Origin of the sequence: Chryseobacterium sp. MHB01 (assembly GCF_034651565.1) — a bacterium.
GTDB classification, from domain to species: Bacteria; Bacteroidota; Bacteroidia; order Flavobacteriales; family Weeksellaceae; genus Chryseobacterium; species Chryseobacterium nepalense.
Map to the genome: position 1 here is coordinate 71142 of NZ_JAYEDA010000002.1, position 26033 is coordinate 97174.

At 37.4% G+C, this 26033-nt stretch carries 18 protein-coding genes; 4 read left to right on the top strand and 14 right to left on the bottom strand.

Features of this window, described 5'->3' with window-relative positions:
• Position 1: 1 nt before the first annotated feature.
• The 9 genes from U9K52_RS03975 to U9K52_RS04015 form a co-directional block, all read right to left on the bottom strand.
• Positions 2-742: a CIS tube protein gene (locus U9K52_RS03975; protein ID WP_248394057.1), complete on the bottom strand. Its 741-nt coding sequence runs from the start codon at positions 740-742 to the stop codon at positions 2-4.
• Complete coding sequence (locus U9K52_RS03980; protein ID WP_248394059.1) at positions 742-903, bottom strand: DUF5908 family protein; 162 nt, start codon at positions 901-903, stop codon at positions 742-744. The genes U9K52_RS03975 and U9K52_RS03980 overlap by 1 nt, the downstream gene beginning before the upstream one ends.
• Positions 904-1103: 200 nt before the next feature.
• On the bottom strand, positions 1104-1571 hold the full coding sequence (locus U9K52_RS03985; RefSeq protein ID WP_248394061.1) for a phage tail protein: 468 nt from the start codon (positions 1569-1571) through the stop codon (positions 1104-1106).
• A 2-nt stretch (positions 1572-1573) separates the two neighbouring features.
• Positions 1574-2005 (bottom strand): phage tail protein, encoded by a 432-nt coding sequence (locus U9K52_RS03990; protein ID WP_248394063.1) that lies wholly within the window; start codon positions 2003-2005, stop codon positions 1574-1576.
• A gap of 38 nt (positions 2006-2043) precedes the next feature.
• Positions 2044-3375: a phage tail sheath family protein gene (locus U9K52_RS03995; protein ID WP_248394065.1), complete on the bottom strand. Its 1332-nt coding sequence runs from the start codon at positions 3373-3375 to the stop codon at positions 2044-2046.
• A gap of 19 nt (positions 3376-3394) precedes the next feature.
• Positions 3395-3832, bottom strand: a complete 438-nt coding sequence (locus U9K52_RS04000) for a phage tail protein (RefSeq protein WP_248394067.1) — start codon at positions 3830-3832, stop codon at positions 3395-3397.
• A 38-nt stretch (positions 3833-3870) separates the two neighbouring features.
• Entirely contained in the window at positions 3871-5613 is a 1743-nt protein-coding gene (locus tag U9K52_RS04005; protein WP_248394068.1) for a phage tail sheath family protein, read from the bottom strand.
• 85 nt (positions 5614-5698) lie between these two features.
• The gene (locus U9K52_RS04010) at positions 5699-7420 is read right to left on the bottom strand and encodes a phage tail sheath family protein (RefSeq protein ID WP_322925503.1); all 1722 of its coding nucleotides are present in this window, start codon (positions 7418-7420) and stop codon (positions 5699-5701) included.
• A 138-nt stretch (positions 7421-7558) separates the two neighbouring features.
• Complete coding sequence (locus tag U9K52_RS04015) at positions 7559-8146, bottom strand: DUF4255 domain-containing protein (protein ID WP_263602652.1); 588 nt, start codon at positions 8144-8146, stop codon at positions 7559-7561.
• Positions 8147-8582: 436 nt separating this feature from the next.
• Between U9K52_RS04015 and U9K52_RS04020 the strand changes: the two genes are divergently transcribed.
• The 3 genes from U9K52_RS04020 (at position 8583) to U9K52_RS04030 (ending at position 11303) form a co-directional block, all read left to right on the top strand.
• Complete coding sequence (locus U9K52_RS04020; RefSeq protein ID WP_248394071.1) at positions 8583-8903, top strand: hypothetical protein; 321 nt, start codon at positions 8583-8585, stop codon at positions 8901-8903.
• A 41-nt stretch (positions 8904-8944) separates the two neighbouring features.
• On the top strand, positions 8945-10420 hold the full coding sequence (locus U9K52_RS04025; protein ID WP_322925504.1) for a contractile injection system tape measure protein: 1476 nt from the start codon (positions 8945-8947) through the stop codon (positions 10418-10420).
• 436 nt (positions 10421-10856) lie between these two features.
• Positions 10857-11303 carry a hypothetical protein gene (locus U9K52_RS04030; protein WP_322925505.1) on the top strand — a complete coding sequence of 149 codons (447 nt, stop codon included), beginning with the start codon at positions 10857-10859 and terminating at the stop codon, positions 11301-11303.
• A gap of 69 nt (positions 11304-11372) precedes the next feature.
• On the opposite strand, the gene U9K52_RS04035 is transcribed toward U9K52_RS04030, so the two are convergent.
• Together U9K52_RS04035 and U9K52_RS04040 are read right to left on the bottom strand one after the other, a co-directional pair.
• Positions 11373-11687, bottom strand: a complete 315-nt coding sequence (locus U9K52_RS04035) for a hypothetical protein (RefSeq protein WP_248394075.1) — start codon at positions 11685-11687, stop codon at positions 11373-11375.
• Positions 11688-11764: 77 nt separating this feature from the next.
• Positions 11765-13201, bottom strand: a complete 1437-nt coding sequence (locus U9K52_RS04040) for an NADP-dependent isocitrate dehydrogenase (RefSeq protein ID WP_263602649.1) — start codon at positions 13199-13201, stop codon at positions 11765-11767.
• 84 nt (positions 13202-13285) lie between these two features.
• On the opposite strand from U9K52_RS04040, the gene U9K52_RS04045 reads away from it, so the two are divergent.
• Positions 13286-14203: a LysR family transcriptional regulator gene (locus U9K52_RS04045; RefSeq protein ID WP_248394078.1), complete on the top strand. Its 918-nt coding sequence runs from the start codon at positions 13286-13288 to the stop codon at positions 14201-14203.
• Between the two features lie 109 nt (positions 14204-14312).
• Here the strand turns inward: U9K52_RS04045 and U9K52_RS04050 are convergent, their stop codons facing one another.
• The 3 genes from U9K52_RS04050 to U9K52_RS04060 form a co-directional block, all read right to left on the bottom strand.
• A complete protein-coding gene (locus U9K52_RS04050) occupies positions 14313-14741 on the bottom strand; it encodes a hypothetical protein (RefSeq protein ID WP_322925506.1) in 429 nt (142 codons plus the stop codon).
• A gap of 116 nt (positions 14742-14857) precedes the next feature.
• Entirely contained in the window at positions 14858-15334 is a 477-nt protein-coding gene (locus U9K52_RS04055; RefSeq protein ID WP_248394082.1) for a hypothetical protein, read from the bottom strand.
• 4 nt (positions 15335-15338) lie between these two features.
• On the bottom strand, positions 15339-26024 hold the full coding sequence (locus U9K52_RS04060) for a polymorphic toxin-type HINT domain-containing protein (protein ID WP_322925507.1): 10686 nt from the start codon (positions 26022-26024) through the stop codon (positions 15339-15341).
• Between the last annotated feature and the right edge of the window lie 9 nt (positions 26025-26033).

Sequence of the window (26033 nt, forward strand, 5' to 3'; positions counted from 1 at the left end):
ATTATGATCTTTTTTCTATTGGCGGAAAGTAGAGTTCACTCCCTGGTTTTAATTGCCTGAAATTAACGAGGCCATTTGCTTTGGCAACTTCCAGATAGTATTTGGAGTCTCCGTAAATTCTTTCGGTCATTAAAGGAAGGGTATCTCCATCTTGTACTGTTCTTTTGTGGGTGAGATCCGGAGACTGTTTATTTTCTTCTTTCGCAGCAAGTTCTTTGCTGATTGATTCACTGAATTTTGCTTTTCCTATAGCTCTTAATGCTTTTCCTTCATTGGTAAACATTTTATAGTCTATTGTAAATTCTGAGAGTATTCCTTTAAAGTGAAGGTCTCCCCAGGTGATAACGACATTATAGGGCTTGTGAATAGTTCCGTCAAGCTTACCGGTAGCATTATAGAAGTCTGTTATCTGTTGCTCGACAGCTTTCTTTATAAAAGCATCTTTTTTTCCTAATTTTTCAGCAATTGTATTTATTAGTTTATTGCCGGGATTTGCCTGTGTTACCCCTGTACCATCAAAAAGAAATTCCAGCTGCAAGTCTGAAGGAGGTGATGCGATATAACCTAAACTGGCTTTAGAACTGCCTTCTGCCTGATCGGTGTTATGTTTGGTTTTGTAAGTCATTGAGAAGCTTGTAGGATTGATAAAAGCTTCAAAAGCATCAGTATTAATTTTGCTGCTGTTACTATAAGTATCATCCTTATAAGTGTCTATCTTTAATTTTGTAAGTGCTCCTCCCATTATCTTTCTTTTTTACGTTGTTGAATGTTTACTGCCTGCTCTACACTTTCACTCACGGCCCGCATGATCTTTGCCTCATCTACTGATGTAGCAGTGGTCTTAGCTGCTGTTTTCTCGTCCACATTTATTTTAATGTGAAGCTCTTTTATTTCTATTGGCATTTCGTTTGTTTTTAATTGATTTTTAATTTAAATATTTAAAAACCAATGATTTAACCTATATGTTTTAAAAAATCCAAGCACATAAAGAGTGCGTTCAGTCCTGTGATAGACTAATCTGTTGTTGTTTTCTGAAAAATAGTTGTGCTAAAAGTTATCCTTAGGCGAAGACACTTTCAGGTGCTCAGATTTGATTTTAGAAATTACAAGCCTAAGCTTGCTAACGATGAAGGTATCGTGAAATATCTGTATTTCAGTTCTATTGTTTCAATAGCCAATTTGCTTTCTTCCGCATTGAATTCCGAGACTTCCCATCTCACCGGGTAAGCTCCCACTACATTCCAGACCATCAAAGGTGCTGTAGACTGGAGTCCTCCTGAAAGGGTAACGATGAGGTTTCTGGGTTCAAATTCAAAGTTTTCCATCGCATTTCTGCACCAGCTTATCAATCCGGAACTTACCATTAAGCCACGCTTAAGAACTAAATTGGGATATTTTGGCCTTAAAGGAAGCTGATGGATAAATCTGTTTTCGCCTCCTTCGGCATATTCTTCGGCTTGAATGTCTGTGTATAAACCAGATATAGACTGAAATCTGGAGTCAATACCCTCTGTTGTTGAAATCCCGTTAACAATAAAAGAGAAACTGGTTGGAGGATATAAAAGAGCCATGATTAGTTATTTTCAATAGTTAATCCTTCGTGCGCAATTTCAAGGGTTTCGATAGCGACCTCATTCCCATCAGCTTTCAAATCGCTGGAAAGCATTTTTACAGGGAAAGCATTTTTAACCTTCCAGGTTACTGCTGGATTTCCGTTCTCATCTAAAAGAGAAATAGTAATTGATCTTCTCTCAACCGTATTGAGCTGTACAGACCGGAACCACTCGAAAAATTCATTGTCTCCCTGGAAAGTCCCTCTTTTTAGAGTGATATTACTGAACACTTTCAATCCCGGCATCTTTGTTTTACTGAAATCAGGGCTGGCTCCATGTCTGTATTCAACTACAGCCGTTTCTAAATTCATTCCCGATGCTTCAGTAAACCCTAATTTTGTTCCGCCCCAATCTACTTCAAAGGCAAACTTTACTAATGGATATGTACTCATAATTGTATGTATATTTTAATTGTTATTTACTTTAAGTTTTATGCTTCCTGCAGCTTGTGAGAAAAACGAAGCACGATAAATTCTGCAGGACGTACTGCTGCCATACCGATCTCAATATTCATTCTTCCTTCCAGAATATCCTGTGCAGACATGGTTTTATTTAAGCCTACGCTTACATAATAGGCTTCTTCAGGCTTGCTTCCTGCCAAAGCGCCGTCCTGCCACTGCTGGTTCAGGAAATTTTCGATCATCGTCTGTACGCGGATCCATGTATTGGCCGTATTGGCTTCAAAAACGAAACGCTCGGTCGATTTTTTTACAGATTCTTCCACCATATTGAAGAAACGGCGTACTGAGATGTATCTCCATTCGTTGCTGTTGCCGTCTAATGTTCTTGCTCCCCAAACCATAGGTCCTTTGCCTGTAAAGGTTCTGATCGCATTGATGGATTTACCGGATGTAGGATCTACGTTAAGACCTTCCTGATCTTCGTGAGAAATTTTTTGGATTGGAGCCACTACATAGTTCAGTCCCACGTTTGCAGGCGCTTTAAACACTCCTGAAGTACTGTCTACTTTAGCATACACTCCTGCCATTGCTGATGATGGAGCCAATACTACCCTATGAGATTCCATAGCATTTTTTGCAAGGTTGTACAGTTCTGTATCATTTGTTTTCCAATGCTCCAGGGTATTGTTTCCTACAGTAATCGCAGGGTCATAGCTGTACGTAAGAACCGTTTCCAATTTTGGATAATACGCCGCTCCGTATTTTAAACGTTCTCCACTTGGTCCGGATGTTACATTGCTTCTAAAATCAGAAACTGCAGTATTAGAGTCTCCAAGTACATCCATAATAACAAATCTGTCTTTCATAAGCTCTGCCTGATCTAAAGCTTTTTCGAATAAATCGTAAGCTGTGCTTAAATTAGCAGCATCCGGCAAAACGATAAGTGTTGGCTCATCTTCTTTTTCAAGCGTATCAAGCCCTGCAATCATATCATCAAAATCTACAGCAGCCGGAAAGCCTGTTGCCAAATCTCCTACTGAAACAATATAGCAAGGCCCGCCACCATTGGCGAAATACATTTGCATGGCATAATACATTTTGAAAGCACTTGGTGTTAAAGTAGCAGTTACTGTTCTTGGTGTATTTGCTGTTGCAGCGTTTACAACAATTGAGAATTCTTCATTTTTTGCTTTTCCGAAAAGTGTTTCATATTCCAGCAGGGAAGAAATTCTTGTTGGCTGGTTTTTCGGGCCTTTGGCAGTATATCCGATGAACGCCGGGATGGCTGTTTCTACTTGTGCTACAGACGGCGGGAATTTTGCAATTTCCTCTACGTAGACTCCTGGTGTTTTGTAATTCATTTTTTTTTAATTTTTAAAGTTAATATTCGTTATTTTCAATAGTTAATCCTTCGTGCGCAATTTCAAGGGTCTCGATAGCTACCTCATTCCCATCTGCTTTCAAATCGCTGGAAAGCATTTTTACAGGGAAAGCATTTTTAACCTTCCAGGTTACTGCTGGATTTCCGTTCTCATCTAAAAGAGAAATAGTAATTGATCTTCTCTCAACCGTATTGAGCTGTACAGACCGGAACCACTCGAAAAATTCATTGTCTCCCTGGAAAGTCCCTCTTTTTAAAGTGATATTACTGAACACTTTCAATCCCGGCATCTTTGTTTTACTGAAATCAGGGCTGGCTCCATGTCTGTATTCAACTACAGCCGTTTCTAAATTCATTCCCGATGCTTCAGTAAACCCTAATTTTGTTCCGCCCCAATCTACTTCAAAGGCAAACTTTACTAATGGATATGTACTCATAATTGTATGTATATTTTAATTGTTATTTACTTTAAGTTTTATGCTTCCTGCAGCTTGTGAGAAAAACGAAGCACGATAAATTCTGCAGGACGTACTGCTGCCATACCGATCTCAATATTCATTCTTCCTTCCAGAATATCCTGTGCAGACATGGTTTTATTTAAGCCTACGCTTACATAATAGGCTTCTTCAGGCTTGCTTCCTGCCAAAGCGCCGTCCTGCCACTGCTGGTTCAGGAAATTTTCGATCATCGTCTGTACGCGGATCCATGTATTGGCCGTATTGGCTTCAAAAACGAAACGCTCGGTCGATTTTTTTACAGATTCTTCCACCATATTGAAGAAACGGCGTACTGAGATGTATCTCCATTCGTTGCTGTTGCCGTCTAATGTTCTTGCTCCCCAAACCATAGGTCCTTTGCCTGTAAAGGTTCTGATCGCATTGATGGATTTACCGGATGTAGGATCTACGTTAAGACCTTCCTGCTGTCTATCAGAAATTTTTTCTGTTGGTGCTTCCACGAAATTCAAACCTACATTAGCCGGGGATTTCCATACTCCGGAAACGCTGTCTACTTTAGCATACACTCCCGCCATTGCTGATGATGGAGCCAATACAACCTGCTTAGATTCGATGGCTTTTTTAGCCTGATTATAGAAATCTGAGTTCGTTCCTTTTAATTGTTCTAAACTTGCAATCCCGAATGTACCTGTAACTAAAACATCAGCCTCATTATAATCGTAGCTTAATATTGTTTTCAGTTTTGGATGATAAGCAGCTCCGTATTTTAAACGTTCTCCACTTGGTCCTGATGTTACATTGCTTCTAAAATCGGAAACTGCAGTATCAGAGCCTCCAAGTACATCCATGATGACAAATCTGTCTTTCATAAGCTCTGCCTGATCTAAAGCACTGTTGTATACCGAGTAAGCAGCAGTAATATCCGCTGAATCTACACCTGCCAATTCAAGAGCATAAGCTTCTGCGTTCTGGGCAACAGTTGTAGCAGTAGTAAAGAAAGTATTATAAATACTTGCAGCAGCTTGCGCGGCCGTCTTCGCTCCTGCAGCATTAGCAGCATTCTGAACAGCTTTAGCAACAGCTTTCGCAGCCTCATTTTCGGTAATCTGACTAAGAGTACTTGAGCCAGAAACTGGATAAGTGGCAACTTTGGCATTGGCAGCTGTAATCGCAGCCTGAAGGTCTCCTCCACCATCAACCGCTGTAACAACAACGGCAACAACAGCACTGGCGGCAGCTTTGGCTTTCGAGGCTAATAACTCATTATCTTCTGCAACCTGAGCAGCAGCCTCAGCGGCATCAACTTCAGCAGCTACAGGAACCAAGCTTTGAATATCCGGGAATATGATAAGTGTTGGTTCGTCTTCTTTTTTAAGCAGTTCAAGACCGTATAATAAAGTTCCTGCGGCTGTAGAACTTCCAACGGTTACCTGATTTGTATAATCTCCTACGGAAACGATATAACAAGGCCCGCCGCCATTTGCGAAATACATCTGCATGGCATAATACATTTTAAAATTGCTTACTTTAGTCTGTGTTGCAGATGCAACGCCATCCTCAAAAGCTACTGCAAACGCTTCCGGATTTGCTTTTCCGAAAAGCTGCTCATACTCCAACATAGAGGTAATTCTTGTTGGCTTATTCTTCTGGCCTTCCGCAGTATATCCTATAAAAGCGGGAATAGCCGTTTCAACTTGCGCTACGGAAGGCGGAAATTTTTCATGCTCCTCCACGTAAACTCCAGGGGTTTTGTAATTCATTTGTTAAAAATTTTTAAATTAAGATTAATATACCTCGAAGTAAACTTCGAATGTTTTTATTGTGACTGATTCTATTTCAGATTTGTTATAATTGGTGTGAGAAATTCAATACGATAAATTCCGCAGGACGTACCAATGCTATTTTTACGGTTATATTCATTGTTCCTGCTTTAACGATATCACCTGAAACTTCAACATGATATGCTTCTTTTGCGGTACTTCCGGCTAATGCTCCATCCATCCATTGCTGGTTAAGGAAATTTTCGATCATTGTTTCAGCATGCAACCAGGTTTGGGAAATATTAGGTTCATTAATGAATTTTCCGTCTGTTAATGCTCTGTCTATTGAGAGTTTAATCATATCATAATAGCGACGTACGTTGATATATTTCCAGATATTTTCTTGGTCGTCTTCGGTTTTTTCTTTTGCATCCATCGTTCTTGCTCCCCAAACCAATGTTCCTTTTCCTGTGAAAGCTCTGATAGCATTTACTGATCCTGCATCATTGACATTCATATCTGATTGTTCATGATCCGAAACTTTTTCCGTGGGCCCCAGAATATAATTAAGGCTCACATTGGCCGGTGCCTTCCAGACCCCTCTGGTTGCGTCTATTCTGCCATAGACACCTGCCATTGCTGCGGACGGAGGCAGAACAACCTTTAACGATGAGATTTCTTTTTTAATCTGATGATAAAGTACCGAATTGGACGATTCTAAGTTTTTCAGGGTTTTCCCGTTTGCAGCGCCTACCTCATCTTTTACGGCAAGAATCGCGTCTATTAATGCATCAAACTCTCCACTGAAAACAGGAGTACCTGCTTCCAGATCATCCGGGATCACAAAATCATCTATTGTTCCGTCATAGATAGCTTCCAGAACGGCTTTTGCTTCTTCAATAGCTTCTATTAAATCTGCTTTTGCATCTAAAGGCTGGCCGGAAGTTTCATCTGCAGTTTCATTAATTTCCTCTGCGATAGCGATAGCCTGGCTTAATAAATCAGCCAATACTAAAGCGTCAACCGATACGCTTTCTATTTCTTCGCTTGCCATGGCTTTTAATTCCTCTAAAGCTGCGATTTCACCGGCATAAAAAACGGCACTGGCCTGTCCTTCACTTTGTAAACCCGTATGCACAATAGGCGTATCGGTTTCATCAAAAGTATAATTTAAAATCGTGGTTAAATGAGGGAAATAAGCTGCAGCATGAGTTGTAAGTACTATATTATTTCTAAGATTAGCAATGGTATTACGATTATTGGATTGAGTTACAGAATTTCCGTAGTAGGTATCTATTATGACAAACCAGTTTTTTGCAGTGGATGTAATTTTGGCAATCGTCTGATTATAGATCGTATAAAAATCGGCTTCGGGTAATGATACGGCATCAGGGAAAACAATAAGTCTGGGTTCGTCTGAATGATTAACCCTATTCAGGCCTGCAATCAAATCAGCAAGCTCAACTGTTCCGGATGTATAATTTCCTGCTGAAAGAATCTCACAAGGCCCGCCTCCGTTGGCAAAATACATCTGAAGGGAATAATACATTAAAAACTGTGCATCCGGTGTTATGATTTCTACACCTTTATCTTCTGTATCTCTAAGGAGGATACTTTCCTTTTTTGCTTTTCCAAAATGTTTTTCATATTCCAAAAGAGAACTGATATTCCTGGGACCGGTATGCTCTTCAGGAATCATTTCGGTATATCCAATAAATACCGGAATCGCTGTATCTATTAATGAAACCGAATTGGGAAGCCTGGTAATTTCTTCAACTGAAATACCTGGTGTGGTTGGATTTTGCATGTTTAAAAATTTAAGTTAAAGGTTATTAGTTTTTGGTTAGTTTTTTTTGCTGTGTTTATCGGTCATTATCCATATTATTTAGTTTAACATAGGTCACGCAATTTTTTTTAATTATAAACATTCCGGACAACCTATTGATTATTCTACTTTAATGCTTTTGATATTTACTTCGTCAATTAAATTAACATTCGTTTCTCCAATTGCTTCAATTTTTACAACGCTTACCTTGTACAATGCAGAGGGCATTACTTTTCCTCCCAGCAATCCCCAAATATAACTCAGCTGTTCAAAAGGAATAGAGTGCAGTTCAATTCTGAACCTGAAATTTTTATTCACATTGGAATCCGTATATTCCAGCACATTATTGGTTTGAAATATTTCGATAACTTTTGAGATATCCGATAAAGATTTGTCATAAGCATTACGGTTGGCGGCAACCATAAGATACAGGTTCAGATAAGCCGGCGGGTTTTGCTTTTTCATATCATACAAAAGAGGATCTTCACTTACAGTAGTTCTCGTATACCATGATCTGTTTTTCAATGTTGATTCTTCTTCAACATTCAGGAGTGTGATCACTACTTTATCATCAAGACCCGAGGTATCATCTTCATGTTTTGCTATATCATCTACTATGGCAATATCTCCGCTGTTCTGACCGTCTTTTAAACCATTTACCGGATCATTGAGCTTATTTTTTAAAATTGTCAATACTTCTTTAATCATAATTTTGCTCTTTATTATTACGCTGCAAACATACAATCCCACTCTGTTAAAAGACAAATATTTTGAGGGGTCAAACCTGTCTTTGCAGTAAATATTTTTTTGATTTTTTCATTATTTTTTTTAAAATAACAAATATAAAATATTAAAAATCAATATATTAAATATTTAAACTTAAAATAAAAAATGAAATAACAGATTGTCTAAATCCAGTTGCAGTGAAATTTTTTGATTTGATTTTCATCATTTCTTTGAAAGCAGAGTACACGAATTTCTATTAATCTTCTTTTAACGCAGAATACACGAAGTTTTTTTAAAAGAATATTTGTTTTTCAAGCTTTCCTTTTTACTGCAAAGACAGAACAGAGAGGTCCCAGAATTCGAAAAATGGGATTTCTTCTTCTAATTTTGACCCCAATAATCTAAAAACTTAAATCATATGAATATCAGAAAAATCTTTGGCAAGCGCAATGAAATCATTGGCGGCCATTTTAATGAATTGCGTGCAAAAATAGGCATGGCGAATCAGGATGAGGAAGCAATTTTTTCTTTACGGGAAGAAATATGCAATGCCTGCCCCTTAAAAAACGGCAACAACTGCAATGCCATGAAATGGATGAATCCAGAAACCCTTGAAGTTGCAGATGCTCCGAAAGACCATTTCATAAGAGGCTGCGGATGCAGGCTGAGCGCAAAACAAAGATCAAAGCTGAGCCTTTGCCCGGCAGGCTTCTGGGGTGGAGAATTTGACAGGAAATAAAGCGTTGAAAATTAAAACATGGCCTAATTAAATCTATCGAAGTGAATCATAATCATATTATTCAGAAAGTTTTTATTGAAATTACCGTGAGCAATAAAGAAAAAGCACATCATATAAAAGATGATATCAACAGCTTTTTGTCTATTGATGTTTTCCCGGAAATAGAAAAATACATCAATAATTTAGAGGCTCAACTGCACGGTCATACAGTGCAGATTCCCCGGCTGAAACTGGATCTTGATGTAAAAAACAGTTCGCTTGATTCTGAATTAAAGAATAAAATTACAGAACTTTTTAAAGAGCAACTTTCAGAAATAATTCGGCCAGGTGATGTATCTGATGAAAAAACAGAACATCAGTCCAAGCCATATTGGGTTAATAATGAAGGTAAAATGCTGCAAACTTTTATCTATTTTTTAGAGAATGGATTGATGCCATGGTGGAATTCTGGGAAAGAAGGTATGGACTTACTGGAAACAACTGTTTTTGCCGATCTTATTGCTACTCCGGGTTTTCAAAAAAATATAATTTCCGTTTTGCCTAAACAATATGTACAGGAACGGATCATCAATCAGCTTTCGGATGAACAGATTGCTCAATTATGTTTAACCATTTTAGAAAACAAAGATTTACAGATTAATCTAGATGTTGTGAAGAGCCATTATCTATCAAGTCTGAATCCCGCTGAAAGAACTTTTATATGGCGCCTGGTTTTCCTTGCATTGATAAAATATCTGCACTCCTCAGAGGCTTATCTCCGGGAATATCTTTCAGAGCATGTTTCAAAAGAAAATCCGGAATTGTTCAGGAAAAAAATAAGCCATAAGACCCGTAAAACTTTAGCCCAAATCTTTCTTTTTATCGAAGAAAATAAAATTTTTGAAGGGGGTCAAAATCAGGAAGACAACAAAAACACTGAAATTATTTCAAATATCCTTAAAGATGATGAGGAAAATATCTTAAAAACACCCAGAACAAAAGATCAGAAGCCTAAAGAAATTGGTAATGACGGAATTCCAGATGACGGACAGTATGTGCAGAATGCAGGACTTGTCCTGATACACCCTTTCATTAAAACTTTCTTTGAACATTGTGATCTTCTGAACAAAGAAACCCAGGAACTCACTGATCCTGAACTGTGTGCACATTTGCTTCATTATGTTGCTACCGGAAATATCAACGCTCCTGAATACGAAATGATATTTGAAAAATTTTTATGCAATATACCGATGCATCAAAGTATCAACAGGCATATCAAACTTTCCAGGAAGCATAAAAATGAGGCCAGAAATGTTATAGAAAGTGTGCTTCACAACTGGAGTCCGATGAAAAAATCATCCCCGGCACTATTACAAAATGAGTTTTTTCAACGGCCGGGCAAAATTGTTGTTACCGACTATGATTATACGCTTACGGTAGAACGAAAAACTCAGGATATTTTGATGGACAAACTTAGCTGGGGAATTGGTTTTGTAAAATTAACGTGGAAGGAAAAATTTATGCTGGTAAATTGGTAATTTTTAAGTTCAAAAAGCTTTGACCTTTGGAGTTAAATTTTCCCACGGATCGCAAGGATCTTCACAGGGAAAATAACACATGAGTCACAGAGAATTTTTTGATAATCTTGAAAATATTTCAGAACATATTAGAAAAATCAAAGATTTTAAACTTTGTATACTTTTTTTAATATCAACCATTTAAGACCTTTACACAGCATAAATGTCTTTTGCTGCTTTTGTGGTTAAAAAATTAAACCACGGATTGACGCAGATTTTCACAGAAACGTTAACATATGAGTTACAGAGATTTTTTTTGATAATCTTCTGTGGCTCATGTGTTCAAAACTTTGACCTTTTTGCGGTTACATCCAAATTGGCCGAATAAACTTTTATATAAAACAGAATAGATTAAAAGAAAATAGCGAATATTCCGTTTAATTCTTAAATTAGTCTCATGAAAAGGAATCTTTATCTCATCATCATATCATTTTCTCTTGTCAGCTGCTATACCTATCAGGTAAAAAAACAACCTGATCCGATGGCAGCAAGTAAAGATGCGTCTAAAAACAACGGAAAGCAGGGAAACATGCCTCCTCAGAATATGACCTCGCAGCAACCGGTACCTCCGGCACCTGTAAATGTTCAGGAGAAACTGGCAGCCGGCAAAAATGTAAAAATAGATGTTGACGGCAAAAAATACAAAGTAATTGTGGACAAATGGGAAAGAGACAGTCTTGTCGCGCATCCTGTTCATAATGCAAAAAAGACACTGAAATTCCATAAGAATCAGATCAACGCAGAAAAGATTGCAGAAAAACGTTTTTCACAACCGATCGCGGATATCATTACCGTAGTTGCTTATGCCGGAATTGGAGTTGCAATCTACTCTCTTCTGCAATAATGCAAAATATAATAATAACAACAGACCCATATTTTAATGGGTCTGTGTTGTTTTAAGGCTTATATAAAATTATGTTTTTTCGCAGAATGATATTGTGATCTCTGCATTGATACGAATCTTTCGGTTTTTGGCTTTACCTGCATCAATTAATTCTTCAATTTTTGCTTTGTCATTTTTTAATTTCGGGATTCGTTTCTGAGAATTTTCATCATCGACTCCAAATCTTTCCAAAGAACGCCAGTTGTTTAAATTGTGGTAATTTATTTTGAAACTGTAAATCTTGGAAAGTATTTCTTTAGCATCTTCTGGAGAAAATACGCCCTTGATCAGAAAAAATGTATTGTCTGTTTTGATGTTTGTATTTTTAATCGTGTTTGTTTTCATCTTATTTAGAAATGAAATTGTAATAAAAATTTTTAAATCAACAATAAAATCCTCAACTATCTCTGAGATGTTCTATATTACTGCCCCTGCGCTAAAGAATAAGCCACTTTCCCGTCAAAAGAATATAGATTTTCGGTTTTTATGACATCAATATCTTCCTCTATAGCTCTGGTGAGTAACGTGGCAATATCAATTTTACTGATTTCCAGGCTTTGCTGAGGCCTGAATCTGCAGCGCCAGTGATCGGTACAGAAAGTCTCTTTGAAACCATCCGGCCAGACTTTGATTCCCCTGTTAGTAATTACATTAAGTTTTATGCCTCCTATTTCCAGGCGCTGTAATTTACCGGCCAGCTCATTGGCATCCGTACCGTTCCAGTGTACAAAAAGATCCACTCCGTCCAGTACTTTTTTAGCTTTGGCTCTGCGTCTGTACTTCGGAAGGTTAAGGGTATAATTATTCAGGTGCTGAACGGATTTTAACACTGATGGTTTTTTACCAAGATTAAGCACAACCGCTTGTGCAAACTCCTGTGTTCCTACTTTTTTTATACTTATCCCTTCTTTAAATATATCAGCGGTATGAATTCCGTCTTCCAATGTTTTCAGCCATGCGTTATGCACTTTTTCAGCCACCTGGTTTTGTCCGATGTGATTCAGCATCATAATCGCTGCCTGAATAAGTCCGGAAGGATTCGCTACATTCTGTCCGGCTATAGCAGGAGCAGACCCGTGAATCGCTTCAAACATGGCACATTCTTCTCCTATATTTGCTGAGCCTGCAAGACCGACTGAACCTGTAAGCTGTGCTGCAATATCACTTAAAACATCACCATACAGATTAGGCATTACCACCACATCAAACAGTTCCGGTGTATCTGCCATTTTCGCAGCTCCGATATCAATAATCCAATGTTCATTTTCTATTTCAGGGTATTCAGCCGCGATTTCATTAAAAACCTGGTGGAACAATCCGTCGGTCTGCTTCATAATATTATCTTTGGTGAAGCATGTTACTTTTTTTCTGTTCTGCTGTTTGGCATATTCAAAAGCATAACGGATGATTTTTTCGCATCCCGGTCTGCTTATCAGTTTTAAACATTGTACTACCTCATCCGTCTGCTGATGCTCAATTCCTGCATATAAATCTTCTTCGTTCTCTCTTACGATCACAATATCCATTACGGGATGTTTGGTTTGTATAAAGGGATAAAAGCTTGCACAAGGCCTTACATTGGCATACAAGCCCAGAAATTTTCTGGTGCTGACGTTAAGGCTCTTGTATCCGCCACCCTGAGGGGTTGTGATGGGTGCTTTCAGGAATATTTTATTACGCCTGATTATTTCCCAGGATTCATCGCTGATACCTGATGTGTGTCCTTCAAGGTAAATTTTTTCTCCGATTTCAATTTCATTAATTTCAATTCTCGCACCTGCTGCTAAAATGATCTTTAGCGTTGCATTCATAATTTCGGGACCGATGCCGTCACCTTTGGCTACTGTAATTGTTGTCATAATACTTTTTTTACATGACAAAGTTGTGCATTTTAATTCATTTATTTTTATTTATATTTGTAATTGATAACATAAAATAATTTTATGAATTATACGCTTAATCAGCTTCAGATTTTTTTAAAAGTTGTACAAACAGGAAGCGTAACCAAAGCGGCGGAAGCGTTATTTCTGACACAGCCTGCAGTTTCAATCCAGCTGAAAAATTTCCAGGATCAGTTTAATATTCCCTTAACGGAAGTTGTCGGCAGAAAGCTTTATGTAACCGACTTCGGTAAAGAGATTGCGCATGCAGCGGAAGAAATTGTGAACCAGATTCATTCCATCAACTATAAAACGTTGGCATATCAGGGACAGGTAACCGGAAGGCTGAAAATTTCGGTTGTTTCCACCGGAAAATATGTAATGCCTTATTTTCTTTCGGGTTTTATTCGTCAGCATCCCGGAATTGAACTTGTAATGGATGTTACCAATAAGGAAAAAGTGATTGAGAGCCTGGAAAACAATGAGGTAGATTTTGCCCTTGTATCAATCTTGCCAAGTGCATTAAATATTGAACGGATGGATCTCCTTCAGAATAAACTTTACCTTGTAGGGAATTCCCAAAACAGCGAGCAAACCATCACGCTGGAAGATTTTGAGAGCATTCCTTTAATTTTCAGGGAAAAAGGATCCGGAACGCGAACAACTATGGAAGGCTTTATCAAACATAAAAACATCTCTGTTTTAAAAAAAATGGAACTCACATCCAACGAGGCCGTAAAACAGGCATTACTTGCAGGATTGGGCTATTCTATCATGCCGCTTATCGGAATCAGAAATGAACTGTACAATCAGGAGCTGAAAATCATTCCCATCAAGGGACTTCCCATAAAGACCATGTGGAGTCTGATCTGGATGCGTGGTAAAAAACATTCCCCGGTTTCTGAACTGTATTTACAGTATCTTCAAAAAGCCAAGGCAGAGATTATTGAGGAAAGGTTTAGCTGGTGTGAGCAGTATTAGGATGTTTGCAAGTTTCTTGAAAAAATACAAATCGGGCTGCCTTGAAAAGGCAGCCCGATTGTTTAATGTTGAATTGGTGTAACCTTTTCAGTATTACGATAATTTATTATTAATTCATTTCCTGAACATAAAAACTAATTGTATCCAGTTTAATATTAAATGCTCTTGATTCACCGGTTGTTGTAACAGCATTTTTTGCATTTGGAAAATATATACTGTCGTTTTTAATGATAAAAACTCGTTGGAGAATTTCCCATGAAATTTCAGATTCTTTTCCGCAAGAGGTTATTACAAAATACGGATTCGTTATTACACCACCTTTTGATTCTACATTGCATTTACAATCTTTTTTCAAATTATAGCATTCTGCAAGAGGTGGTGAATACCAGTCAACAGTATCACCTTCTGCATTTACAACAGGTGGTGTTTTATAATGGTAAACATTCTCGAATTTATTTCTAACATCTAACGGAAGATCTTTATAGGTTATTCCTTTTTTTTCGGCTGCGAGCAGCTGTAAAGAAAAAATAGCAAACATATTGTGAATAGTGGCTTCATACTTCTGTAAGTTTTTTTAACAATCAATGCTATATAAAAACTCCCTTACAAATGCAAGGGAGAAATATTTAATAAAAATTATTTTTAATATAATTTCTATTTGTTAACTTTTTTCGTTGCTTGTATAGCATCTCTTTCAAGTTCTTTTTTGTAAATAAATTTTTGAGAAAAATCATCTTTCATAACAAGATAATGTGACTGGAGTTCCCAAATATCTATTTCATTTTTATAGAAATCAAGGCTTTCAATATAAAAGTTATGCTCCGAATCAATTTTAAACCATTCAGTTACTGTTTTATCAGAATCATCATAGATATATAAAATATCAGAATTATTTTTAGAATTATTCCAAAATTTAATTATTCTTCGATAAATACTTTTGTCACTTTCTATAGTAAGCATAATCTTTTCTATTAATAATTTATCAAGATTAAGATATTCGTATGGATGTATATATCTTGGTGTAGATCCAAATAAGAAATCTTCATTATCATCAAAATAAAAATCGGGATCAAGTTCTACTGTAAAGGTAGTAGAATCACCATATAATGTATATTCTATATTAATTCGCATATCTCTATTGTTTTTTACCTAAATTTCCTCCAGTAGATCTGGTTTCAAATGCTTTATTAAATGATTTCATGAATTTTTGGGCAGTTGCTTTATTCACTGTACCTTTTTCAACTAATCCTCCCAAATGTTCAGTTAATTCACCTTTATTCCACGAAGGTAATGAACTTAGGTCAATTCCAGGAATTTTAGCATTAGCTAAGCCTGGATTTTTTGTAATATTTGATACAGGATTTCCAATCTTTTTTAATTGTGCAGAAAAAGTTTCTATATCATTTATATTATTAGCAAATAATTTTCTAATGAAATCACAATTATTATGTACTAAAACAGCCTGATCTGAAACAAAATAGTTATGATTATCTTTTACCTCAAAATTATACACTTCTTCATCCCTTACATATAATTCTGTTGATAGTATCTTTAATTTAGAACCATCTTTTAAAAATAAATGATCACCCTTTTTTATTTTGCTTGCTGCCACCCAATTTTTATTAATATAAAATGGATGAGTAGGTGTACATTCAATAATTACTCCATCTGCAGTAATCTTGATTATTTCAGATGTGTTATTATTAAATAGTGTTACAACTTCTTTTAGTTCATTTAATTGTTTAGTTTCATTATATGACCATACCCTATCTCCAACAACTACTTCTTCAATTGGTTTAAATCCTTTCTCAGTAGATATTAATGTACCTTTAACAAAACAAAAACTCTCTAAAGTTTTCATGCCCTTTACAATGCTTGAATAGTTAGTTCCTATTTTTGGAACAATTTCTTCTTCCATTTTTGATGCCATTTTCATTTCTCCTTGAGGTGCATGTATCGCAGCAACCGGATCCCATATCATAGATTGGTCAAATATAAAGAACTCTATATTTCCTAAAAATTTGTCCGAAGCTTTACCATTATTTAGAACTCTTGCGCCCATGGTGTAAGGAGCAGCTTTACGGGTAACATTATCGACAGCAATCAATACTTTTGCAAATTGCATTGCTAATTTTTCTTTATAGCTACTTTGGCTTCCCTTACTTTGTTTACCATTTGGATCTATATAAACGATAGGGTTTTGATACGTATAAATATAAGGATTCAAATTTCCCAAGTAGAAAACTCCACCGTTATGCTGACCATCTCCATAAAATTCACTTTCCATAGAAGGATTATAAACAGCCAAAGGATCAACACCATACCAAACACTTACTCTTGGATTATAATATCTTGCACCATAATAATAAAGTCCAGTTTCTGAATCTAATTCTTTAGCATTGAATTTATATGGATTATCATATACGCCGGACTGCTGCTCCATCATAGTCTCTCCGAATGGCAAATTCAGGAAAAATTGTGTTGTTTCAGAGTTATCATCTGTAACAAAGCTTGCTGTCCCCAAATGATCGGTATGAAGATAATATAATCCCGGCTGTCCTCCCATTCCTGGAGGCGCCTTTGCAGTTCCTAATTCGGACGAAACCGCTCCATCAATTTCCATTTTCTGTAAATAATTCCTGAAATCTTTCGCAGGATCAATTTCCTTCACATCTTTATTCGGAGCCTTTATGGTTGTTGGAATAAAGATATCATTATGAGGTTCGATACGGCTTGCAAAACGGGTTGTACCTTCAAAATAATTTTTGGTGTACTGTCCATCGGAAGTTACCACTACATAAGGGTTGGGATACAATTTGTAATGATCAATACCTATACTTCCCGGATCTACCAAGGCTCCGTTCTGATACAATTGTGAACCTCCGGTTAGACTGTATTTAATCGTTCTTTCCCCTTTATCGTCATACATATAATACTGGTAAAGCCCATTATCTGGATCTGATAAAGCTTTCAATCGGTCCTGCTCATCCCATGACATTTCATGTATTCTGTACTCATCCTTATGCATGATGGTATTTCCATTACTATCATACTTAAAATCCTGTGTATTGCCAAAATAGCTGTCACCGATCTTTTGAATCATGTGAGTACCATCAATATACTTATATTGGTTATAGTATGTATTTCTCTGGTTTACTACCTGGTCCACTGAATGTTCCTGGTTCTTTTCCAAAATACCTCCGGCATCATTATACTCCATATGCAGTTTGAATCCTGAATTACTTTGTGCATATGGTGAAGTACCTGGTGTGATTGGGTTTCCTGCCTTATCGACCAATCTGGAACTTCCTTCTGTCCCAATAAGCCGGTTTAAGGTATCATAATTATAATTGAATACATACTGTCCTCCCATTCCGTTTGGCGAAACGTCTGAATGATTTTCCAGCTTGGCAATATTACCTCTGTAATCATATCGGTAGCTATTGGACAAAAATCCAATTCCCGAAGCATTTGCAAGAGTAGAAAAATTTAATCTTCTGTTTGTAGGTACGTATCCAAATCTGTTCACCACTCCATTTCCGTACGTCACTTTTGTTTTCTGCTCATACAAATCGTAGGTGATTTCTTTAATATAATCCTGATAATCATTTCTGACAGATTTTAAATTTCCTCCCATGTTATATCCATAGTATACATTTTCACCATCAGGATACGTAATTTGTTTAATACGGTTCCAGCTGTCATAATTAAAGAATGTCTGGAAGTTCATCGTTGGGATATTATACCCAAAAACAGTCCTATTTTCAGAAACGATCTCACCCATCTTTCCATAGCTATAAACGGTATATCCTGTACCATCACTCTTTGTATACATTCTTCCTGAGTTGTTTCCATAACCTCCATTTAAATATCCGTAATGAACATTATTTGGATTTGCAGAACCGTCAGGAAGATTTGGTAATTCAATATCCGTAATTCTGTTGTAATCATATACATAATGAATATAATGCGTACTGATATTAGGATCATTGGAAAGGTTAGGCGTTGAAAGTATGATAAGGTTACCAGCCTGATCATATTGATATTCGGTTTGCCCTTTATCTGGGTGATTCATTCCAATTCTTCTCCCTGCCATATCATAATCATAATAGGTAGATATATCTTGCGGATCTGTTACCGTTACAAGCTCTCCTGAAGGGCTGTACTTGTATGATGTAGTTAGTGGAACATTACCCAAATAATCTATTTTATTAATAATTTGTCCTTCAATATTAGCAAGGGTTTCAGACTTCATTGTATCAAATTCTTCTATCGTTCTAAAGAAGCTTCCATATATTTGATAGCTTGTATATTGAACCTGATTATCTTCATCAATTACCTGAATTACTCTATCCTGATTATCATAAACACTCGTAGAAGAATACATTGCCAATGATAAATTGATATTGTTGTTGGTAGAACTGATGTTTTCCACAACAGGCTGGTATTGCCTGATCGTTCTTCCGAATTTGTCAAAAATAGGGCGTCCTGATACCGACCTCATTTCAACTCCATCTATTTCCACATCCTTTTTAACCTGAATAATTCTTCCCAACATATCTGCATAGGTTTCCGTTTTAATAGGATTGGTTGGTGTTTCTGCTACATAATGAGAAGTAGATGCTCTAAAAATCTTAACATTAGTATTGGTATTCGGAATACCAAAATTTTCATAATAATAATTGTAGTTAATCGTCGCATGATTTGTCCCATAATCGTACGGACTGGTCACACTGATTGCTCGTCCACAGCCATCATAAGCATAAGTCATTGTATTACCCGTCATATCAATGCTCTTTTTAACAACATCAAACTGTGGAATGTATTCTGCAGTAGAAGTCAATCCAAAATTATTGGTAACGCTTGTTACATATTTTGCTGTCGCACTATAGTCATACTGATAATTTAAAGTGTATCGTTGTCCAAATTCATTGGGAGGGTATTGTACACTCAAGATATTTCCGTAAGAATCATACGCATAATCCGTCTGAATGTCATTCGTTCCGTCAAAAACAGAAACCGTACCTATCTTACCCGTATTAGCATTGATGTTTGAAGTCTTTCTTTGTCTTAATAAAGTGGAATTTCCTGTTCCTTCATAAACTAAAATTTCCTTAGGTATTTTCATAAGATTATTATTCAGCCCACTCCAATAATCTATTACAGAATTATACGCTCTTGTAGGGCTCGTGTACTGAAACTTCTTAAGATGCCCTTTTGTACTGTAGAACATTTCTTCAGTAGTCTGAATACTACCTCCTGTTTCGTATGCTATTTTATCTTTTTTAGCAAGAAGTACGGTTGCCATTCTTCTTCCTTCTTTTCCGCCCGTATCATACACGCTTGGATTCAAAATCGCATTATTAATATCAATCTCCGAAACACCGTTGATAAACTTGTAAAGCTTGTATGTATTGAAATGTTCAGAAAGTAAATTTCCTGATCCATCAAACTTTTGACTGCTTCTTAACAAACCGTTGAAAAAATAGCTGCTGTTGTAATACGTATCCACAGTTTTTCTGTACGCATTATTGGCATCAAGCATTTCTTCGGAAATTACCGTCTCAAACCCAAAATTATCTCTTTCACGTCTGTCATATCTGGAATTCTCAAAGGTGTACCTTGTCACCATGTCTTTAGATGCATCTGTATTGGTATAATTGGTGTCAAAAAGATCCGGATTCAGCACTTTTACCTCTTTTACTACCAGTTTTGCACGAGAATCCTGGTAATTCGGTGCGGTAAACTGATAATCTATTGTGTATTTTCCCTGCGTAATTTTGCTGGTTACCTGCTTCAGTTTATTGGTTCTTCCAATTCTTGAATAGTTTACCGTGAAAGCATTTCCGCCATTATCCATTACCAGATCGGCATAGCCGTCACCGTTCATATCTTTGAAGATCTTTTTCACCTCGGAAACATTGATCCCGAAATTGGCATTGGCCCCCGCTCCTGCTTTGATGTACAAGATCAGGATCGGAAGGATCGGAACAATGGTAATCGGCCCGATATTCACCATCAGATTCCCTCCGAAAGACAATGATCCGTTGTAAGACTGGTTCTCTTCTGTAAAGTCTATTGCGGAATTGGATCTTAACAAAGGTCTCGCAATATCAAATTTATTTCCTAAGTTATAACGTACTGCAGTCGTTTTATTTGTACTGTTAATTTCCAGGATATCAATAAGGCCGTCGCCGTTGATATCTTCATACAATACATCAGAAGATCCTTTCGATGCAGATGCTCCCGCACTTGCACTGATCCCGAATCCAAAACTTGACAAAGATTGCAGATTGGCAGAAAGTCCTCCTCCAATGGATACATTGACTCCACCTATAGGGTGAGATCTGTAAGAAATAAGATTTTCGAATTTATCATTTCCGGAGAAATTTTTACCTAAGTTCAGACTGTAAGTTATCCCGGAAGTCCCCCCGTTTCTTACTCTGTCCGGCAATCCGTCACCGTTGATATCCAGATAATATTCCTTGGCATAATCCGTAGAATTAAAATATTTATTAACTCCGGCACTTACTGAAATCCCCGCAGACCATGTCAATGACATATCCGGTTTCGCAGATGAGGTTGATGGTCCGAAAGCATCGATTCTTCCACCTACGGAATAGGCATTATAAGAGAATCCTACGGAATTCATTTCCTGTAAGCTGTAAGAATCTGTCGGATATCCGAAAACAGGGTTGCTTTCCGTATCTTTCAGTCCTCCCGTACTGTTGGTCATCTGTCTTGATTCCGCGTACACCATATCGGGATATCCATCACCATTCATATCCATAAAGTCCTGTGTAACCACACTTCCCGGATAAAGAAGCTCCGTGATAGAGTTCGCTGCATTTGTATTGATTTGAGAAATAGCAACTCCGTCCGTAGTATTTCTTGACGTACTGCGTGTTTTCTTATCAATCGCCTTCATCGTAGTGTCCACAGAAATCTGTGCCGAACCCATTGATTGAATTGGCGCAGGTGAAGGATCCGGGTTAGGATTATTAAAATAAGCAGGCTGTGTATCGTCATCTCTAAAAGACGTTTTACTGGCAAGCTGGTTTGGCCCCGTACCGATCCATTTGTATAGAAAACTGTTTCTCTGTCTTGTCACAGATGGCTTCATCGGGGAAATAACTACTGCTGTAGCATTTCCGTTACTTGGATTCTGCATGCTATTCGCAATACACTCTGCCAAAAGCTGCTGTTGATTCTGATTCGGATACTGCTGTGAGCAGGTACTGTATAAAGGCTGCAAAGGCGGATTATCCGAAAGTGCTTCCGGAGTAATCATAGCACCGTAGTTATCTATTGTTCCCTGGATGGCAGGATAAGCCTGATCCTGATTGTATAAAAACTGGCCCCAGTTATTGAAAAATTTAACTTTCGAGCTGTACATCGCCGTGTTGATTGATGTATGCGGCGTATCGGTAAGTAAAATATCATTATCATAATAGATATTAAACGGTTTATTCTGGAAATAAGCCGAATATTTCTTATATAATGCATATTCAGCATCCGTCTTACAATATACCTGAATCGTAACTAACCATGGGCTTAAAAATGTACTTGTTGTGCTTCCCGTATAGAACGTTGCCGGGGAAATTCCTGAAATAGGCTGATTTAAGATCATATCCTGCTCTTCAACAGAATTATTGGTATTGTCTACAATAACCTTTCTTTTGGCAACTATCGTATTTCCTCTTTTAATAATGTAATAAAAAGAACCTACTCCTAACGTAGAAAAATTGGTAATGTTCTTTTTAATCTGTGCCTTATAATCATGAATTCCGCTGAGGGCTATGTAATTCTTTACATTGAATTTCTCAGAAAACTGAGTAATTGCATAAGAAGGATATTGAGGTACTGTCAAAAATTCTACAAATGTTGTCGCCAAAGGATTGGCTGCTGTAGGTGTATTTGCTGTGTACGTAACCCCAATTTTACCTTGCCAGTTGCTGCTGACGTTTCCTATATAAGAATCTGATTCTACAACGAATCTTAGATATACAGGCTCACCGGCATTTACTGTGAGAGATTGTGATATTGCACTCGTAACGAGACCGACATCACTTTGGTTGTAAGATGCAGAATAAATTTCATCCGTAGTATTGGCATTAATATTATCCTTATAGATTTTAAATTTAAAATCACTTACAGTATAAGGGAAACTCACAGATGCCACATCAATTTGAGCTGTACCCGGTGTATCCAGGTAAATCGGTGCTGTTTCGTTATTAAGTAAAAAGTTGTCAGAATAGCTTCCGTTATTTAAATAGAACAAATCCTGGGCAAGTTCAAAGGCATTAGGCACCTCATTTCCATTGGTATCTACATATGTAATCTTCGGATTTGAAGTAACTTCTGCATTAAAATCCTTATTTTTATGAAGCCTTACATATACTTTTTCGCCACTTTTTACATACAGACGGTTCGGATTATTGATTCCAAAGTGATCTGCATTGTTAGGCAGCATGCCCTGGATTTGGGAATAGTAATCATTATACCTTTCAATACTAACTGTTGCAGTAGAAGGGCCATTCGGATCCAGCTCTGTCATATAGATTCTTCCGTGTTTTGTCACACCTGTAACATATGGATTAAGAATCTCAACAGAATATAATGTTTTAAATGGTGTTCCCAATGGGACTAATCCCAAACCTATCTGATCGGTAAATTTAATATATCCGTCTTTAGGTGCCACCCATACTTTTACTAAATCCACAACAGGGGTCATTGGTTCCTGTAACGGTGGATCGGTTTTAGGATTAAACGGAGGATCAATGGCTTTCGCCTTTACGATCATGTTTTCCGTGTACTCACTATGCTTGGTCATTTCCGGTTTCCCCGTAGACGTATTAAACTTGTTAAACCAGACTTCACCGTTGTGAACAATATCCATCAAACCATCAGAATTTCCATCTGTAAGGTAAGTAGATGTTGTACTGGAAGCCTTAGAGGTGATCATACTTCTGCTCTTGATAAAAAGTCCCATGTCCCATCCGGAACTGCTTGTTTTACTTTTTGTAAAAGAGAAGTTGCTGTTGAAGTTCAATAACTCTGTAGGCTGTCCGAAAGATAATGCACCGTTGGAAAGTGATCCCTGGCTGAAATACAGTCCGGAATTGTTCTTATAGATCATATCCTGGATTCCGTCGCCATTGAAATCAATCAGCTGCTGCATGGTTTTAGCTTCCGTATCTGAAAATCCGAAAGGAAGACCGAACATGATATGTCCGTAAGCATCATTGGAAGGATAATATAAATTTAATCCCGCCGCAGCCCTGAAATTGAATCCTGTTTCCGTTGCACTGTTTCCACTGATTCTTGAAGGGGTTAATAATCCCTGAACCAAACCACCAAAAACATTGATTGAATTGTTAACAGGTACCGTTACGTTTCCTCCGAAGATAGAACCGTCTGCAACATCGTCATAATACTGGAAATCGTAATCTCCTAAAAGACTGTATTTACCCGGCGAATCTCCCCCGTCAAGATATAATCTTTTCAACCTTGTTTTAGAAAACTGTCCGGTTTCGTATTCCATACCATAAGTACGGATTAGCTGTCCCTGATAATTTACAGTAATATTTCTTAATAAATAAGGTTCTACTCTTTTTACGCCCTGCTTTGCATTGATGTTCAGATCAGTTCTGCTAAGTCCCGTTTCCGCATTAAAATTAACGGTATAGTCACCATTCTTCCCATAAGAAATCTGTCTGATATGAAAATAAACACCTCCATTCAGGTTACTGTTATTATTATTGGTTCCGAAATTTACCTGAGAATAATAATAGGTGAAATTCATAGAATTCCCATGAACATCTTCAATTCTTCTCAAAGCCCAATGCACAATCTGATTGGCAGAGTTTTTAATCACGAACTGATCTCCACCTCCGTAATAGCTCTTCGTACCATCTGTTGAGGTAACTTTCCATGAATAATTGGTAGGATTATCTCCTATTCTTTCTATGATAGAAAAGTCATGGTTTTTTCTTAAGTAAAACTTCTTTACACCTGTAGTTCCCGGCGTTGCATAAGAAGTTCTCGGCTGTTTATCTGTTGTAAAAGCCGTATTGGTTTCGCTTACATCATTATGCCTGTGAGGAAGATAATTGTTAGGATACACCAACATTTCGCCATCCATTGAGTACAGTTCGGTTTCGGTAGTGCCGTCAAACTGCGGAGCTCCCCATCTTGTATCAATGCTGATGGCAGAAAGTCCCTGCACATCCCATCCTTCACCCATCCAGCCATTGCTGCCTCCACTGCTGTAACCAATCGACAAAGAGGGCTGGAGACCGCCCAATCCTGATGGTACCGTGATCGGATAGTTCATATTGGCATCTCCTTTCTGACTAGCTGTCGGAGGACTCATCAGCTGAATGGCAGCCATAGGATCTCCTGCCTTTAGCCCGCTGATACTTGTTGGAGTAAAAGCATTCAGCTGCGGGGATTCCGGAGTGGAAATAACCCCGTTGATATAATCCGTATCTCCGTCCCCTTCTACGGTAACCGTTTTGGCTTTGGTATCCACCACCGCAGATTTGTCCATCGCCCATTGCTTTTTAGCATAATCGAAATGGAAAATTTTGATGTCTTTCGGTGAGATCAGTCCTAAACGTTTTTCGTCGTAAGGAATCGTAATCTTTATTTTTTTGTTTAATTTCCCTGAGATTAAAGATATTCTGTACGCAGAATTATTTGCCGTAACATTTTTCAGTCCCTGTGAAGTTGAAGGAAAATCTTTAGCTCTCAGTTTTAAAACCTCAAAATAGGCTGATTCCGAAGTTTCTTTTTCAATCTTGATATTGATTCCCTCATAATCTACACTAAATTCCTGATCTTTTGAAACAGAAATTCCTTTGGCATTATAATAGGAATTATTTACTATTCTGAAAGATGTAGTTTCTGCAGGAATTTTATAACTTCCGGTAGTTCCGTTTGCCGTAATTAAAAAGCTTCCTTTTGCTTTATCAGTTTCTGTTAGCTGAATTACTTTTTCAAATTCTCCGTTTTTAACAGAAACAGATTCATTATTAATCGTGGCAGATGCTCCGGTAACGTTATTTCCTTTTACATATAATTTATCTCCTGAAAGAACAGAACTTACCACCACATGGTCATAAGATCTCTTTTCTTTATCGAAAACGATTTTCAGGTTTTTAATTTTATATTTCACTCCGTCAGACGGCGAAGTAAATAAAATCGTATTCTGTCCGTTTTTAATAAGCGCAGCGCTCAGTACTTCTTTTTGATGGCTCCATTTTGCACTTGGCACAACAATGTCTCCCCCTATGGCTACGTTATTATTAATTGATCTTGATACAGACTGATGAGAAGCAAGTCCGAAAAGATCATATTCCAGATAAGCAATCGCACTTTTGCTGTTGCCGGCAGGCACATCAATGGTGAAAAAGTTGTCTGAAATCCGGTCTTCCTCTTCTTCAGAAAAAGTACCGATGGTTCCTTCCCTTTCTTTTGAAGGATAAGAAATGACATCAGCCGAAACATTATTCATTTCAGATAATTCAGCATCTCTTGTTCCTGTAGTGAAAGGATTATTTTTTGATAAAATATCCGGAGAAATATTCTTCTCACGGTTTGTGGCTAAAGATTTTTCCGAAGATTTCTCACTGGAACCTTCTTTGAGTGAATCGACGTCTTTTTTATCGGTCAGCTTACTCATCAAATCTTTTTTAAACGCCCGCACCTTCTGCCTGTCTTCCCTTGTAAAGCTTGCAAAAACAAACATACAAGCAAAAAAGAACACCAGAAGGCATGACTTCTTCGTAAGAGGAAGCCGTTTCATGTCTATTTTCATGGGTGTGGT